14 protein-coding genes are annotated in these 17,049 nt (G+C 37.7%); 10 read left to right on the forward strand and 4 right to left on the reverse strand.

What is annotated here, in order from left to right:
• Positions 1-121 precede the first annotated feature (121 nt).
• Positions 122-1,936: a helix-turn-helix domain-containing protein gene (locus tag AC4E8C_RS03390; protein ID WP_490210258.1), complete on the reverse strand. Its 1,815-nt coding sequence runs from the start codon at positions 1,934-1,936 to the stop codon at positions 122-124.
• Positions 1,937-2,195: 259 nt separating this feature from the next.
• On the opposite strand from AC4E8C_RS03390, the gene AC4E8C_RS03395 reads away from it, so the two are divergent.
• Together AC4E8C_RS03395 and AC4E8C_RS03400 are read left to right on the forward strand one after the other, a co-directional pair.
• The gene (locus AC4E8C_RS03395) at positions 2,196-3,443 is read left to right on the forward strand and encodes an MFS transporter (protein WP_490210259.1); all 1,248 of its coding nucleotides are present in this window, start codon (positions 2,196-2,198) and stop codon (positions 3,441-3,443) included.
• A 105-nt stretch (positions 3,444-3,548) separates the two neighbouring features.
• Positions 3,549-4,919 (forward strand): amidohydrolase, encoded by a 1,371-nt coding sequence (locus AC4E8C_RS03400; RefSeq protein WP_490212458.1) that lies wholly within the window; start codon positions 3,549-3,551, stop codon positions 4,917-4,919.
• Between the two features lie 815 nt (positions 4,920-5,734).
• Here AC4E8C_RS03400 and AC4E8C_RS03405 read toward each other — a convergent pair.
• Positions 5,735-6,010 carry a GNAT family N-acetyltransferase gene (locus tag AC4E8C_RS03405; RefSeq protein ID WP_490210260.1) on the reverse strand — a complete coding sequence of 92 codons (276 nt, stop codon included), beginning with the start codon at positions 6,008-6,010 and terminating at the stop codon, positions 5,735-5,737.
• Between the two features lie 261 nt (positions 6,011-6,271).
• The gene (locus AC4E8C_RS03410; protein ID WP_490210262.1) at positions 6,272-7,360 is read right to left on the reverse strand and encodes an ArsR/SmtB family transcription factor; all 1,089 of its coding nucleotides are present in this window, start codon (positions 7,358-7,360) and stop codon (positions 6,272-6,274) included.
• A 116-nt stretch (positions 7,361-7,476) separates the two neighbouring features.
• Here AC4E8C_RS03410 and AC4E8C_RS03415 point away from each other — a divergent pair, with 116 nt between their 5' ends.
• The 7 genes from AC4E8C_RS03415 (at position 7,477) to rbsK (ending at position 14,488) form a co-directional block, all read left to right on the forward strand.
• Entirely contained in the window at positions 7,477-8,418 is a 942-nt protein-coding gene (locus tag AC4E8C_RS03415; protein WP_490210264.1) for an MBL fold metallo-hydrolase, read from the forward strand.
• Positions 8,419-9,078: 660 nt separating this feature from the next.
• Complete coding sequence (locus AC4E8C_RS03420; RefSeq protein ID WP_490210266.1) at positions 9,079-10,083, forward strand: LacI family DNA-binding transcriptional regulator; 1,005 nt, start codon at positions 9,079-9,081, stop codon at positions 10,081-10,083.
• 90 nt (positions 10,084-10,173) lie between these two features.
• Positions 10,174-10,650 carry a ribose 5-phosphate isomerase B gene (rpiB, locus tag AC4E8C_RS03425; RefSeq protein WP_490210267.1) on the forward strand — a complete coding sequence of 159 codons (477 nt, stop codon included), beginning with the start codon at positions 10,174-10,176 and terminating at the stop codon, positions 10,648-10,650.
• Between the two features lie 13 nt (positions 10,651-10,663).
• Positions 10,664-11,713: a TRAP transporter substrate-binding protein gene (locus tag AC4E8C_RS03430; protein ID WP_490210268.1), complete on the forward strand. Its 1,050-nt coding sequence runs from the start codon at positions 10,664-10,666 to the stop codon at positions 11,711-11,713.
• Between the two features lie 30 nt (positions 11,714-11,743).
• Positions 11,744-12,220, forward strand: a complete 477-nt coding sequence (locus AC4E8C_RS03435) for a TRAP transporter small permease (protein ID WP_490210270.1) — start codon at positions 11,744-11,746, stop codon at positions 12,218-12,220.
• 18 nt (positions 12,221-12,238) lie between these two features.
• A complete protein-coding gene (locus AC4E8C_RS03440; RefSeq protein ID WP_490210271.1) occupies positions 12,239-13,516 on the forward strand; it encodes a TRAP transporter large permease in 1,278 nt (425 codons plus the stop codon).
• 63 nt (positions 13,517-13,579) lie between these two features.
• Complete coding sequence (gene rbsK, locus AC4E8C_RS03445; protein ID WP_490210273.1) at positions 13,580-14,488, forward strand: ribokinase; 909 nt, start codon at positions 13,580-13,582, stop codon at positions 14,486-14,488.
• 816 nt (positions 14,489-15,304) lie between these two features.
• Here the strand turns inward: rbsK and AC4E8C_RS03450 are convergent.
• A complete protein-coding gene (locus AC4E8C_RS03450) occupies positions 15,305-15,787 on the reverse strand; it encodes a GyrI-like domain-containing protein (protein WP_490210275.1) in 483 nt (160 codons plus the stop codon).
• Positions 15,788-15,898: 111 nt separating this feature from the next.
• Here AC4E8C_RS03450 and AC4E8C_RS03455 point away from each other — a divergent pair, with 111 nt between their 5' ends.
• Positions 15,899-16,861, forward strand: coding sequence for a helix-turn-helix transcriptional regulator (locus tag AC4E8C_RS03455; protein ID WP_490210276.1), 963 nt, complete (start codon positions 15,899-15,901; stop codon positions 16,859-16,861).
• Positions 16,862-17,049: the final 188 nt, after the last annotated feature.

Genomic DNA, 17,049 nt, shown 5'->3' on the forward strand with positions numbered 1-17,049 from the left:
TTATTAATTTATCGCACTATAGTAAAAATGTCTAGTGTTTTTGAAAAAATATTTTTGATACCTGCCCCCTGATGCATGGCTTACTATATATTTTGGGCTATTTTTGGGGCCGCGCTTGATCTTATTTAATATAGGATTTATAGAGATAGACGGCCATTTGCACCTTTAAATAGTCTTCAAAATGATTAAAATCTAATTGAAGAATTTCCTCGATTTTTTTAATCCGGTTATAGAGTGTATTTACATGAATATGTAAGTCGATAGCCGTATTGGTCATAGAACGATTATTTTGGATAAACGATAAAAGAGTATGAAAAAGTTCCCCGTATTTATGTTGATCCTTCCAAACTTCAGAAAACGTTTCTTCTAGAAACGAGGTGATTTCTTCTGAGTGGTGATGCAAAAATAGCCGGCTGATCCCGATATCCCTGTAATGCAGGACGCCCTTTTTCTTTTGTTTTTTTAATTGAAGAAGGGCCTTTTCGGCTTTTCCGTGATTTTCTTCTGCTTGTTCTGGATAATAATGTCCTGTGCAGAGCCCCGCTCTAGCTGATACTGGAAACTGCTGATTCCACCAACTAATGGCACTCTCCACCATCTCAATAAAGTGGCCTTCATTGTCTCCGTTAAGTGAGGTGGAAAAAATGGTAATTTTGTTATTATAGTTAAAAAGAAGCCTGTTTTTTATAGGTAACTTCTTCTTCAGGTGTGTGAGCAGCAGCATGGCGTGGTTTTCAAGTGATTGCAGATCGGGAATGCCATCAAGCTCGATTAAAGCCGTCATGTGAAAAGAATGGGGTTGAATACCTAAATCTTCTGCAAGTATTTCTAATTGTTGGAGATTTTTTGTCTTTAGATATTGTTGATAGGCTTCATAGGTCTTTTTATACATAATCTCCGTTTGTGACCGCAGCTTCATAATTTCTAAAGAGAGAATAGGGGCCCCTTGTTCAAGGATTAAGCAGTCAAGCGGTGAAATGCCGCTAGGGGCTTCAACGATTAGGCATCCTAAAAAAATGGATCCGGACCTAATCGGGTAAATATAGAAGTCTGTTTGGATGGAATCATAGATGGAAACATAGGCTGGCTTGGTTTTATTGGTAAAAAGAAGTAAGAGATCGTCTAAGCTTTTGTGGAAGGAAATAGTATGATCGGGTTTGCATTCTCCCGAAAGATAATCTAAGAAGAATAGTTTCTTATCCATCAATTTATTCATTTCAACGATAATGGAATCCAGTCCTCGGTTTTGCATCGACAACCTGGTTAGGAGATTGTGAATGTCTGTTCTCTTTGCCAACAAACTATTGGCATCCGTGAGCTTTTTTGATAAAAACGTGACTTCATCCAGGCTTTTTTGGACCTCCATATGTAATTGAGCATTATGGATGGCAATAGCCGCTTGAGAAGCAAAACTCTGCAAAAAAAGGAGGTCTGTTTCGTTGAGACCATCCTCTTTATCAAAGCAGTGAAGCGTCATGACGCCAATTTTATTGCTTCTAAAAGAAATGGGAACGGATAATATAGACTTAATATTTCGATGCTCATGTGCGATCTCAAGACAGTCAATATTCTCTTTTCTTAAGTCAAACATACTTTCATAGATTTTTGCTTTTGTTCCTATCAAACTTACACTACTGTCCCGATAGACTCTTCCTGTAATGGACTCACCCACATTTACCTTGAAAAATTGGATATGATCGTTAAAACCAACGAAGGACTTGATCACGAGCTTATTTAGAATTTTGTCATAGAGTTGGATATATCCGGCATCGGCGTTCTGGACAATATTGATGGCGGAGTGGATTATTTTTTTCAAAACTTCGTCTAATTCAAGTGAAGAGTTAATGGCTTGAAAACTTTCAATCATATTGATCAGAGCATGTTGGGCATTCTGATTTTCCAGCTTTAACTCTTTAAGAAAGGAACCCTTTTCCATTTACAAAACCTCCACTGTGGATTGTAACAACTAGGTTAAATAAACAGTGTTGAAATCCACATTGTTTATCCACTTCATATTTTATATCATTTACATAGTACTGAATAGTTAAAAAATTCAAACTATTAATGAATGCGTTTTCATTGTAGAGGAGGAGGGATCGGAATTTAAATTTTTTTACTCATCAACCATTTTGTTTCTGTCCATTGTGTTTAGCCAGAACGGTAAATTGTACAAGAACATGATAAGGGGGAAGGGTATGCAAAACAGCATAAATGTAAATAAGAAAAGGTATATTATTTTGGCGTTTTTATTTATTGGTTGGTGTTTATCCTATCTAGATCGAATGGCCATGAATATTGGCATTGTGGAAATAGCGAAGGATTTTAAACTAAGTCCGACTGTGATGGGGGTTGTTCTAAGCAGTTTTTTTGCTGGCTACGCATTGATGCAGGTACCTGGCGGTTTTCTTGCGGATAAATTCGGTTCTAGAAAAGTAATTACCATTGCTATTATTTTCTGGTCTTTATTTACGGTATTAACGGGAATGGCTTGGTCGCTGATGAGTATGGTTACCATCCGTTTTCTGTTTGGGCTTGGAGAAGGTGCATATCCGGCAGCAAGCTCAAAAGCAATTGCGAACGTTTTTCCAAAGAAGGAACGTCCTGGTGCCCAAACCATTATGATGTCTTCCAATTCACTTGGAGGCGTCATCGCACCTCTGATCGCAACTCCATTGCTCGTATGGATTGGGTGGAAACACCTGTTTATTTCAATTGGTATTTTCGGAGTACTTATTGCCTGGATTCTTTGGAAATATCTTAAGCCGGAGAATATGGTTAAAGACAATTCAGAAGAAGAAGTCATTGAAAAAGCTTCGTTTAAAGATGTAATCAAGCTGCCCATTACATGGAAATTAGCTGTCATTTGGTTTGGAATGAGCACGGTTGTCTGGGGTCTTATTTCTTGGATGCCTCCTTATCTGGTAGGAGTTAGAGGTCTTGATCTGATGTCGATGGGCATGCTTACCTCCATTCCAGCGTTAACGGGAGCGATAGGTACGGTAGTTGCGGGGCAGCTTTTCCAATCCTACTTAAGTGGAAAGGAAAAAATAGTTGCCATTATCAGTTCCATTTTAGTTATTCTCTTTCTCTACTTATTATTTAACGCACCCTCCGTCACTTTAGTTATTTTCTATCAATCCATTTGTTTGTTCTTCCACGGTACTGTTTTTGCGACCGTCATGGCATTGCCTCATAAAGTCATTTCGAAAAACAATATCGGTTCCGCAATCGGGATTATAAACCTAGGGGGAATGATTGGCGCGTTCTTTGCACCGATGGTTATGGGATATTTAATTGAAGCCTTTAATGGATCGTATAGCGCTTCTTTTATTTATTTAATCTGTTGTGCTGTAGTCAGTATTATTGCAGCTTTGTTTATTAACTCTAGAAAGGAACTTAACTTCGAAAGGATTGAGACGGTACCTGGAGGAAAATCAATGTAATGTTGCGTCCGTTCAAAAATACCTTCGCATGAAAAGGAGTGAGTCGTTCTGAGTAAGCAGGATATTCTACAATGGTTGAATGAGCACCAGCTTATTTTCACCAATATGGCGCAAGAGATCTGGGAGCACCCTGAGGTGGCATTTAGCGAAACATTTGCTTCAGAATTACAGATCGAGAAACTATCGGATGAAGGTTTTAAGATTAAAAGAAATATAGGTAACCTGCCCACCGCTTTTGTGGCGGAATACGGATCCGGTAAACCCATCATCGGCATTTTAGGAGAATACGACGCCCTGCCGGGATTATCACAAAAGGTAAGCAGCTCGCGAGACCAAGTGATTCCAAACGGGCCGGGTCATGGATGCGGTCACAATTTGCTCGGGACTGCCGGAGTGGAAGCAGTCCTTGCTTTAAAAAATGCCATGGACCAAGATGGCCTAGGTGGAACGATTCGCTATTATGGCTGCCCAGCAGAGGAAGAGTTATCAGGAAAAACGTTTATGGCCAGAGCCGCTGCCTTTGATGATTTAGACTGTGCCTTGACCTGGCATCCAGGTACTTCAAATGAAGTAACCAATTATAGTTTACAAGCGATGATTTCGATGAAATTTTATTTTAAAGGGATTTCCGCGCATGCCGGTGCAGCACCACACACCGGAAGAAGTGCGCTAGATGCAGTAGAACTAATGAACGTGGGATCCAACTATTTGCGGGAACATGTTCCTGATGGATCAAGAATTCATTACGTTATTACAAATGGAGGATTAGCCCCTAACATTGTCCCTGATGAGGCAAGTGTTTGGTATTATTTGCGGGGAGCAACAAAAGAACTAGTCCAAAAGATGCAAACTAGATTAATGAAAATAGCACAGGGTGCTGCGATGATGACCGAAACAACCGTGGATTGGGAGGTATTAGCGAATCCCTATGAAACCCTGCCTAATCAAATATTAAATGATTTGATGTATGAGAATATGCTGCAGATGGAAAGCCAGGAGTTCACCGATGAGGAAGTCTTATTTGCAAAAGAAATAGTCACAACCTTAAATCCTAGCAGAATATCAACAAAAAAGGATAGGATAGAAGATTTGCTGCCTTGCTCTTATCAGAACAATAAACTCCAATTAGGAACTTCATTCGGTGCTTCGACAGATGTAGGTGATGTTTGTTGGATAATTCCTGTTGGACAAATCTCTACAACGTGTGCACCAGTCGGTGTCCAATTTCATACCTGGCAGGCTACCGCAAGCTTCGGCTCTTCCATTGGTTTTAAGGGGATGCATCTTGCAGCAAAAACGATGGCCTTGTCGGCTTACGACCTGCTGTTAAATAAAGATCAAGTCCTGGAAAAGGCAAAAAAGGAATTTGAGGAAAGTACGAATGGAAAAACCTATGAACCAGGAATTCCAGAGGATGTGATGCCTCCGGTTAAAGAGCTAAAGTCTTATACCATGAAGGATAAAGCAACTATTTAGGCTAGGTTTTAATAGGGAAAAGGGGGATTAGAATTTTCTAATCTCCCTTTAAACTTTTTTGTTAGTAGTTCTCCAACTTCAGTTCTTGGGGGGGTTCGTTATTTAGATTTAGAAGGCGTAGTAAACATCGACAAGGCAAGGCTGAAAAGATGAAGTGGTGTCCGAAGTCGAGTGAACTTCGGACAAGGTAAGTCCAATAGGAAGAAGTGATGTCCGAAGTCAAGTGAACTTCGGACAAGGTAAGACCAAAAAGAAGAGGTGATGTCCGAAGGTGAGTAAACATCCGACAAGGCAAGACGAAAAAGAAGAGGTGATGTCCGAAGGTGAGTAAACATCCGACAAGGCAAGACCAAAAAGAAAAGGTGATGTCCGAAGGTGAGTGAACTTTGGACAAGGCAAGGCCGAAAAGATGAAGTGGTGTCCGAAGCTGAGTAAACATCGGACAAGGTAAGACCAAAAAGAAGAGGTGATGTCCGAAGGTGAGTGAACTTCGGACAAGGGTCCCAAAAAAAATATGAATTTGTCCGAACAAATACCAATCTTCCTTTAAAACAAATTTATATATAATAGGAATCACTGGTTTTTCCCACCAAGGTAAGGTTTTTCTTTAGCAACCTGCAAAATGTCCTTTTTGAAAAATAGTACAGCACCTTCTCCAAATAACAGGAAGGTGCTGTTTTTGTCTCTAAAATGTATCACTAAAATTAGTGAAAGAATCAAGCCTGCTTTACAAGGAGCGCTGAGTGCGATCTGGGGGAATGGTTTAAACTTTTAAAGCTGTTCCTAAAAGGGTAATGTTGAATTAGTTTGACCCTTCAATCTGCTAGAACAGCTTTATATTCTTCCTTACTTTGAAGGATACTTTTTGCATAGGAACATTCGGGAACAATATATTTATTTTCTTCCCTTGCATATTGTGCGATTCTATCGACCAATTTTTTTCCCAATCCTTTGCCGTTGTGACCTTCGTTAACAAGAGTATGGGTTACAGTGATTAAATCTTTTCCACTAGGTTCATATTGGATTCTTGCAATTACCTTCCCTGATTCTTCAATAAAAAATTCATTTTTTCCGGATTGAATGTCTGTCATATTAATCCTCTCCTATATCATTTATTTTTGCTGTATCCCTATTGTAAGAGAGCGCGTTACTTGGACACAAGTCGATTACTTCTTTTCCATATTAATACTAATATATTACCCTCGAGAATATAAAAAAAACACAAACGGATATGGCAGGGGTATTGGAGCAAACAAGAAACTGATTGAACAAGTGGGCATGGCAATCAAGATAAAAGTCACTGCATAATGAAATTTGAATAAGACAAGGTGACAGCCATCACCCTATCAAATTCATGTCCCCTGAATATATTCCAACAATCCCAGCGGAAATTCACGAAAGGGTTTTTCCTGCAAATAATAGAAGACATAGTAACTTTCACGTTTGGAAGCAACTAACCCAGCATCCTTAAGCAGTTTGATGTGTTTAGAAATTGCCCCCTCTGTCATGCCCATTAATCCTGCCAATTCCCTGGTTGAACGCGGTTTTTGTGCTAAATATTTAACGATCTGAAGCCGGCTAAAATCGCCCAATGAGCTGAAGAACTTTAGTAAATCTTCTGGCGGCATGGGCCTTGACGCATCTCGCTGGTTTTCCATAATGGAGTAATTAATTCCTATAAAACGATGGAGATTGACAAATAAATGAGGCCATGCGAAATAGGAAGGGGTTAAAAGTAATTCATCATTTTGATCAAAATAAAGATCCTCTTTTGAAATTCTTCTAATGACCGCCTTGTTTTCATGTGGATAAATATCAATTTCTTGCGAGAGACTTGCCAGCAGCTGTAAAGTCCCCTCATTCATAAGTTTCCTTCCGCGGAAAGCAATATCATTTAAAATAAGCTCTTCAATCATACTCCAATCACTTTTTACAGAGGTACTCCAAAAATCATCCAGCATGTTAATAAATCGCTGACGAATGTGCTCCGGATTTTTCAACAGGGCAACAATGATTTCCTTAGATTCCGGATAACGATGACACGCGAATTCAGTAAAATCTTGTTGCAGCTGCTGGTCCTTCAATAGGTCAGCAGGCATTTCTTTTCGATTTAAAAGTGTTTCAACAATGGTATTGCAAAAAAGACCGATAGGACTGGAGCTAAGTTCACTCAACTCATCTTCAAAGGACTGAAAGGCAGAATTCCTCTGCAAGGCCCAAAATGTCACCAAGGGCCTTTGATATAAAAAGCTAAAGGCCTCTATTTCTTGTTTCAAGGTAGGATTGATTTTTCTTCTGGCGCTTATGACCCAAGGGATGTGAAGGGGATGGTGCTTACAATCATGAAACACATGAAGAGCCATTAAGGTTTCATGGGCGGCTGAGAAGCTAAAAGCTACTTGTTCTGGTGATAGATTTGAAACATACAAGGAAAAAGTCATGGTTCTCCCCCAAACTGATTTACTCTTTATTCAATAAGTATTCGGGTTACTATTGCCATTATATAATGGGAATATATAACAATCCAAGGTGGTTTTAGAAAAAGGAGGAAGATTAGATGAGCAGTGAAGTTTACAGTAAGCATTTTAAACTAGAAAAAGTCAGTAAGGGAGTGTATGCAGCGATTGCAAAGGAGGGCGGTGGTTCTGTCGCTAATGCGGGCTTTATTGATTTAGGTAATCAAACCATTGTATTCGATACATTTAATACTCCCCAGGCTGCTGAAGATTTGAAAAGGGCAGTGGAAAAGGAAACGGCTTCTCCGATTACTTGGGTAGTGAATAGCCATTATCATGGAGATCATATCCGGGGTAATCAAATTTTTAAGGAACGTACCATTATCTCCAGCCAGATTACGTATGAAAAAATGCGGGATATTCATCCGGCGCGTATAGAGAAGCAAAAACAGGATATAAAGGGACTGACTAATTATATTCACTCATTAAAAGAGCAGTTTAGCAGAAATAGAGATAGAGAGATGGGACAAAAAATCAGCTTTTTAAGTGAAGTGGAAAGTTCATTGCCCATCTTAGAGTTAACATTGCCGCAGCAAACATTTAAAGAGGAAGTAACCTTTTACGGTACGAAAAGTAGCGCCAAACTGTTTACCTTGGGTGGGGGGCATTCCTATTGTGATTCGATGCTTTTTGTTCCAGAAGAAAAGGTGTTATTTATGGGGGATTTGTTATTTGTCCAAAACCATCCAACGTTTTTTGAGGAATCTAACCCTGAATGGTGGGTTCGAATTTTAAAAAATATAACAGAATTAGAGTTTGAAATAGCTGTCCCGGGTCATGGGCCAATTGGGACGAAAAAGGATGTATTGCAATTAATAGAGTATATTGAAGGAATGCGTGAATTGGCCTTAACATCAACTGATTTAGTAGATATCCCAATACCTGTTAAATATCATCATTGGCCATACCCTGAAATTTACCAACAAAGTCTTCACAAACTTAAGGGGCTGCTAGCATGTCAACTAAAAACAGGTATAGTTTAGTCTGTACCGTGCCCTCATAAACAGGGTTTGCACCAAACAGGCCTGCAAAAATGTAGGCAACGAGGGAAACAATGGCTGTTGGAAGAGGCGATTTTACATGGCGTCATCATAAATATTGAAGTAAAGAGAGGGGATTTAGAGCTTTCAATATAAACTTGACTACTTATAATAGGGTGAACCGTACCATAAGTAACTGCGAAATTTTATTTAAGCTATAGAATAAGAATAATTAATTATGTAAAAACATCATAAGGACAGAAGAAGAGCTGAAAACATCTCTTTTGAGACATAAATTAAGTATTGTTCACTAATTATGGTGGTGCCTGTCACTCTTCGATTGATCTTGTTACACTATATGTTTCAGCATTGTTGCATAGAAAAGCTAAACGAAGTTGGAGATTACTACAAAAATCGTTTTTCGCAAATGGCGTATTTCAGCCGGTTTTTCAAAAAACATGAGGGAAATTCTCAAAAGGAATTTCGTAAAAAGTATGTAGGAAAATAGTATTTTTCCTTTATTTATAAAAGTCAGCTGAGGAATATTTCAATAATTACCCTTAGTTTAATTTAAAAAAATAAATATTCTAAATATTTATTGACAGTGCATATAAATAATAATACAATTCAGTTAATCGATTAACTAACAAGATGGTGAATAAATTGAAAAATCCAACATTGAAAGAGGTAGCACACTTAGCAAATGTCTCAACTGCAACCGTATCAAATGTTATTAATAATACTAAATTTGTAAGTGAAGATGTAAAGAAACAAGTTTTCGATGCAATGGAAGCGCTTAACTATAGACCAAATCAAATTGCTAAAAGTCTCAGAGTAAAACAATCTAAATTAATAGGAATATTAATTTCAGATATTGCCAATAGCTTTATTTCTAATGTAGTAAAAGGAATTGAAAATACATTGTCGGAAAAAGGATATAATGTTCTCTTATGTAGCACCGATTCTGATATTACAAAAGAGAAAGAGTATCTTGATGTGTTAATGGGTAAAAGGATTGATGGTTTAATCATTTCATCATCTGCAGGAACAGGAGATCATTATAACGATTTACTAAAAGCAAAAGTTCCACTTGTTTTTTTAAATCGATGTCCTGATCATTTTCCTTCAAACATGGTTATGACCAATAACATAAAAGGTGCTTACCAGGCGACAGAGCATTTAATTAAGCATGGTTATAAGAAAATTGCTGTTATAACTGGTCCTTTGCATTTTAGTACTGGAAGGGACAGGTTTATTGGTTATCAAAGAGCGCTTGAAGATTACGCTATTCCTTTCAAAAAAGAAATGGTATTAGAAGGTAATTTCGACATTGAAAGCGGTTATGAAATGACGAAAGAAATACTTGAGTCTGATATAAGTACTGAAGCAATATTTATTTCAAATAATTCTATGTCTTTAGGAGCTTATAAATATATAAAAGAAAAGAGTTTAAACATTCCACAAGACATTGCGATTTATGGATATGATGATCCAGAATGGGCTGATGTTGTTAATCCACCGTTATCGGGTATCAGGCAGCCTGCTTATGAGTTAGGAATACATGCTGCAAATAATATAATAGATACAATATCAGGTATTAGCACAGAGGGAAGAGAAATTATTTATTTAGATCCAGAAATGGTCATTAGAAATTCTTGTGGATGTTAATTGAGAGTTTTAAAACGTTTAACTAGTATTTTATATAAATCTAGTTAAACGATTAACTATAATTTATTCTAAAAAGGAGTTGTACTAGATATGAAAATTGCGATTGGGGGAGACCACGCAGGGTTTCCACTGAAAGGCCATGTCATTGAAGTTTTAAAAGAATTAGGTCATGAAGTAACAGATTATGGGAGTTTTGACCCGAATCCGATTGACTTTCCTGACATCACTAAAGTAGTTTGCGAAAAAGTCCGCAAAAATGAAGCTGACAAGGGGATTCTAGTTTGCGGAACTGGAGTTGGAGCTTCTATTGCAGCGAATAAAATTCCGGGCATTCGGGCATCAGTTTGTCATGATATTTATTCTTCCCATCAATGTGTGGAGCATGATGATGTAAATGTTATGTGTATCGGTGCTCAAATTATTGGACCTGCTTTAGTAAAAGAGTTAGTGCAATCCTTTTTAACGGCAGAATTTAGCACTGCAGTTGAATTTAGACGAAGAGTCGAAAAGCTACACTTAATGGAATTGGAATATGCAAAGCAGCTATTAGAAGTAAATAAAAAATAGGGGGAATAAAACAATGAGATTAAAGAATGCGCTGACATTTGTATCTAGTATTCTATTAATGTTTAGTTTAGCAGCATGTAATGCATCTGAAGAAACTTCGAAAAAATCAAGCACTGATTCAGAAAAAGTAGAAACTATGAAAATTAAACTAGGTCACGTGACAAATGACCAATCTGCCATTCATAAGGGATCTGTGAAGTTTGCTGAATTAGTAAAAGAAAAGTCAAATGGAGCTATGGAAGTAGAAGTAATCCCAGGAGGACAATTAGGAAATGAAAAAGATCTAATTGAAAGTACACAAATTAATACGATTCAAATTACAATTCCATCTGCAGCGGTTCTTTCAAACTTTGTCCCTAAAGCAGCTGTACTAACTTTACCTTATGTTATTAAAGGAAATAATGAACGTGAAAAATATCAAACGTTTGTTAAGCTTGCTAAAACTGATGTATATAAAGAAATTGGAACTCAAGCAGAAACGGTTAATTTGGGTGCATTTCCTGAAGCAGTATGGTGGGTCGGAGATCGTCATGTAACAACTAAAGAAAAACCAGTTAAAACTCCAGAAGATGTTAAAGGATTAAAAATTAGAACACCTGATGCAGCTGCTCATACTGAGCCATTTAAAATTATGGGTTCAAACGTTACACCAATGAATATTGCAGAAGTATATATGTCCTTAAAGACTGGAACGATTGAAGCTCAAGAAAATTCAATTAATCAAATATATACAAACAAATTTTACGAGGTACAAAAATATGTGAACCTCACAGGACATATGACTCAAAATGAGCTACCAGTTGTAAGTTTACAATGGTGGAATACTTTAACTGACGAACAGAAGACCATTGTTACCGAGGCAATGTTTGAGTCAGGTGAATATATGTCTGAGCTTCAATTAACAGCTAACGAAGAGGAATTAGAAAAATTAAAGAATGAAGGCATGGAAGTAGTAGAAGTTGATGTTGAAGCGTTTAAAAAGGCGACTGCTGATACTTATAAATCTTTTGAAGATAAAGTAGGAAAAGGATATTACGAAAAAATTATCTCTGCTCAAGAGTAAAGGACAGACGGTATTTGGAGTGATTAATAAATGAAAAATCCCAAATTTATATTTTTGAATTTAGAAGAATTTATTAGTGGTGTCCTTTTTACCATTATGTGTATCTCTGTAGCTCTAGGAGTAATTGCTAGATTTTTTGACCTTGCATTAGTATGGACCGATGAATTGGCACGATACACTTTTATTTGGTCCGTACTTTTGGGTACTGTTGTCGTTTTTAAACAAAAAAAGCATATAGCTATTGATTTGATTGGAATCGTTTTTTCAGAAAAAATAAATCTAGTCATTCGTGTTCTCATCCATGTAATCATGTTAGTTATATTTTTCATCCTTTTTAGATATGGGTGGATTTTGACTCAACAAACTTGGAACGTACTGACAACGAGTTTACAGATACCGACAGGACTTGTTTATTTATCGGTTCCAGTATCTAGTTTTCTATTATTTATTTATACGCTCATAGAGATTTACCAAATCACTTTCAAGAAATTAAGCAATCCAGTATAGAAAGGAGAAACGAAAAAAATGCTTATTATTTTAATTATTTCTTTACTAGTTCTCCTTCTTATTGGTGTCCCTGTTGGATTTTCATTACTCGGAGCAACACTAATAGCGCTTCTTTCAGAAGGGACAATTCCTTTGCAGACCATGCCACAAAGGCTCGCTCTAGGATTAGATTCTTTCCCTATGTTAGCGATTCCGTTGTTTATTTTGGCGGGAACCATCATGGAAGCGGGGGGTATTACAAAACGTCTAATCCAATTATCGGAAGTTCTAGTTGGTCATATTAGAGGGAGTTTAGCACATGTTTCAGTAGTTTCAAATGTATTCATGTCTGGTGTTTCGGGATCTGGGGTAGCCGACGCAGCTGCTACTGGATCTGCCTTAATCCCAACGATGATTAAAAGAGGATATGGTAAAGGGTTTGCAGCAGCCATTTTAGGGGCGAGTGCAACGGTAGGTCCGATCATACCCCCTAGTATTCCGATGATTGTTTATGGCAGTCTTGCAGGTGTATCCGTTGGGAAGCTATTTTTAGGTGGAGCTATTCCGGGTCTAATGATGAGTTGCTCATTGATGGTTGTTTCTTATTTTATTGCAAGAAAAAGAGGATTTGAGAAACGAGCAAGGGCTAGCTTTAAAGAGATTGTTAAAGCTTCTTTGGATGCCTCATGGGCACTTCTAATGCCAGTAATCATTGTCGGTGGTATCTTTTCGGGTATATTCACTGCCACAGAATCCGCGGTCATTGCAGTTTTTTATTCCTTAATTATCGGTCTATTTGTATATAAGGAAATAAAAATTAAAGAATTACCGAAGAAAATATTAGAATCTGTCACCATGTCATCTTCAATTGGAATTATTATTGCTGCTTCCGTACCATTTGCTTGGGTCATGGCATTTTCTCAAGGACCAGCAAAAGTACTGGCAATGTTTCAAAACATTTCAGATTCAACTATTGTTGCCATGCTGCTCTTAATGTTTATTTTACTAATATTAGGGTGCTTTCTAGATGGTATGGCGATTATTATTATTACTACACCAGTGATTATGCCGATATTAACACAATTCGGTATTGATCCTTTACACTTTGGCGTTATATTAGCCATTAATGTAATGATTGGAACGATTACTCCACCTGTAGGTACGATCATGTATGTGGCATTAAGCATAGCTAAATGCTCTGTAGTTGAATTTTCAAAAGAAATTAGGCCATTCTTAATAGTGTTGATTGCCTTACTAGTGCTGTTTGCATTAGTACCGGGTATTGTTCTTTATTTACCAAATTTGTTGATGAAATAAGGAAAGGGTCCCGATTTGGGTCCCTTTTTCTACTAACAAAATGATATAGTAGGTGGTTAATATATGAAAAAACCCGTCATTACTGTTTTAGGAAGTATAAATATGGACCTTGTAACGGTTACAAATCTTATACCACATCAAGGTGAGACTCTTATAGGTCAATCTTTCTCTACATTCCCTGGAGGAAAAGGGGCAAATCAAGCAGTTGCAGCTGCTAGACTTGATGCTGAAGTATGTATGTTAGGAAAAGTTGGAGCGGATTTATTTGGCTCTAAACTCAAAGATATACTTCGCCAGGAAGGTGTAAATGAGAAATACGTAGATATTGTGACCGAAAATGAAACTGGAACAGCTACTATTATTGTTTCAAATCATGATAATCGAATCATTGTTGTCCCTGGAGCCAATAACGAAGTAACGCCAGAATGGGTTATAGCCCATGAAGAACAAATCCAAAATAGTGATCTATTGCTGCTACAATTAGAAGTCCCTATAGAATCTGTCATAACAGCAACTGAAATTGCTAATAAGTATGGTGTTCCTGTAATACTGAATCCAGCACCATTTCAAAAAATACCCAAAAATCTATTAGAAGGACTAACTTATATAACGCCTAATGAGCATGAGTATAAACAACTCTTGGATCAGGCCACTAATGAAGAAATAGAACAAATCAAAGATAAAAGTATAGTGACTAAAGGTGAAAAGGGTGTTGAATTCCATCTTAACAACCAAAAAACAACAATAAATGCAATAACAGTTGAAGTCTTAGATACAACTGGTGCTGGAGATACTTTTAATGGTGCCCTTGCTGTTGCCCTTAGTAAAAAACATAATCTAAAAGATGCCGTATTATTTGCTACTATAGCTGCATCTATCTCGACTACAAAAATGGGAGCACAAACTGGGATGCCTGCTTTAACTGAAATAGAAGATATTTTTAAATCGAAAAAAATTAAGTTTCGGTGTTAGATAATAATGTCTAGTTATGGTGTCGGGTACAGACAAAAGACACTAATAGTTAGAAGAAATATATATATATTTATATTTTGAGCATAAAGGCTAAGAATTGTTAACTTTGAGACAAGAGAAATGGACGCACTAATAGAAAAAATCTAGTTAGAGGCACATTAATAATTTTATAGTTAAAAAGTTGAGGTTAATTCCTTAACTTTTTTATTTTTCGTCGATATACGCGTTACGGTGATCCGTACCATAAGTAGAGTCATTTTTTTACATCTACTCAACTTGAGACAAGGCAGTACCAAAAAGATGAATTGTTGTTCGAAGTCAAGTGAACTTTGGACAAGGTAAGGCCAAGAAGATGAAGTGGTGTCCGAAGTCGAGTGAACTTCGGACAAGGTAAGGCCAAAAAGATGAAGTGGTGTCCGAAGTAGAGTGAACTTGGGACAAGGGAAGGCCAAAAAGAAGAGGTGGTGTCCGAAGCCGAGTGAACTTTGGACAAGGTAAGGCCAAAAAGATGAAGTGGTGTCCGAAGCCGAGTGAACTTTGGACAAGGGAAGGCCAAAAAGAAGAGGTGGTGTCCGAAGTCGAGTGAACTTTGGACAAGGGAAGGCCAAAAAGAAGAGGTGGTGTCCGAAGCCGAGTGAACTTTGGACAAGGGAAGGCCAAAAAGAAGAGGTGGTGTCCGAAGTCGAGTGAACTTTGGACAAGGTAAGGCCAATAAGAAGAGCTGGTGTCCGAAGTTGAGTAAACTTCGGACAAGGTAAGGCCAAAATTGTTTAAAATCAACGAGATTGAACATTTCCCATCCCAACTTTTAACGCTTTATTTCCTAACAACAGGAATCCACATTTCACCAAAAACTAAGCCGTTTCGCTGCCCCATTTCAACCGATGCATTTGGCCCGCCAACATAGGCAACATTCGTTGCTTCTGGAAGTACCTGACCAAAGGCAATGCCAGCAAGCATATTATTCAATTCATCAGTAGTCTTCGCTTCCCCTTTCACAACTACATAATCCCCCTTAGGAAATTGAACCACTCTGGCTTCTTCTGGTGCGGCCGATGCATCTGCCATGACACCGGCATAATGCATCATCTTGTTATTCACCGCTTCGTTCACCGCAAAAACGTAGTCATTGGTGGCTATAGATTTTAAGGTGTCAAGCCGTCCATCTTGGCTGACTGCCTCCCAAAAGTCCGACTTTTCCTTATTTAAGCCAGCAAAGTCTGTGTAATGGCTCTTAAGCTCCGTTCCCAAAGCAATCACGGTAAAGCTGTTTTTTTCTTCAAGGGTATAATCTGCCATATTTAAAACCTTCCTTTTTTAAAAATTAATCAAATGACTTTTCTTCATTCACTTGATGAGTTTATAATAACCTTTAATGATGTCAAAAAATGAAACTGTTTAGGAGCCGTAATGAAAAAAGTTGAACGGATCAATATCATCATGCGGTATATCAACAACCGCGCCCACTTTACCATTTCAGAAATCATGCGAGAATTTAACATCTCTCGTTCGACAGCCATTAGAGATATCAGAGAAATTGAGGCAATGGGAATGCCGCTTGTTGCTGAAGTTGGAAGGGATGGGGGGTATTTTGTCATGAACAACTCTGTCCTTCCCGCAGTTCGCTTTACCGATAATGAGGTCAAGGCTCTTTTTATTGCCTTTATGGCCACAAGAAATCAACAACTCCCCTATCTGAAGAGCCGCCAGTCATTAGCTGAAAAGTTACTAGGCCTCATCTCAGAAAACCAGCAAGAGACACTCGTTCTTTTAAATCAAATCTTGCTTTTTGAAAGCACCAATCCCAATAATCCCGACCTTCTTGATCTGTCAGACATCCCCGATCCCATGTTAGAAATGGTCATTCAACTTCTTCTTTTAGATAGGTATTTATTGATTACTATCAAAGTAGAGGAGGTAATCAAAACTTATCCAATTTATCTTTTGCACCTTTATCGTGAAAAAAGTGTTTGGCTTATTGAAGGCTTTGACTTAAAGGAAGAAAGGAAGCAGATTTTTCCTGTCGACTATCTCGTACATATCAAACCCTATCCTACGAAAAAAAGATTGGACAAGAAAAAAATTTTAGGAAAACTAAAACAGCAGGAGGATGTAATCAACCTTGTCCTTGAACTTGGTCCAAAAGCCATTGCCCAGTTCAAAAAATACCATCCTTTAAAAGTTTCCATTTCCTATACCAATCCTTACCAAACCACAGCCATTCTAAAGACTTTTATCAATGTGAAGCTTCCTGAAGAGTTGAACGAAATAACCAATTGGCTGCTTTTCCTAGGTGGAGATATCAAGGTCAGGGAAGTGCCAGATGAAGTAGTAGAAATTTTACAAGAGAGATTATGCTTATTTTCCCCATAAGCAGTGCAGGTTAAAACCTAAGAATTGTTACCTGAAATAACCTCATTAAATATGTTATCTTTGTTAGTAGAATTAGCCATATTAATTTGTGGAAGAATCTGTTCCAAATCCCCCATTGTGACTGGTCTAGCATGCGGCATCAAACTATAACCTAATGCTCCATTATTTTCGATCGTTATCTTAGAAGC

This window comes from Neobacillus sp. SRL179 (genome assembly GCF_984799095.1).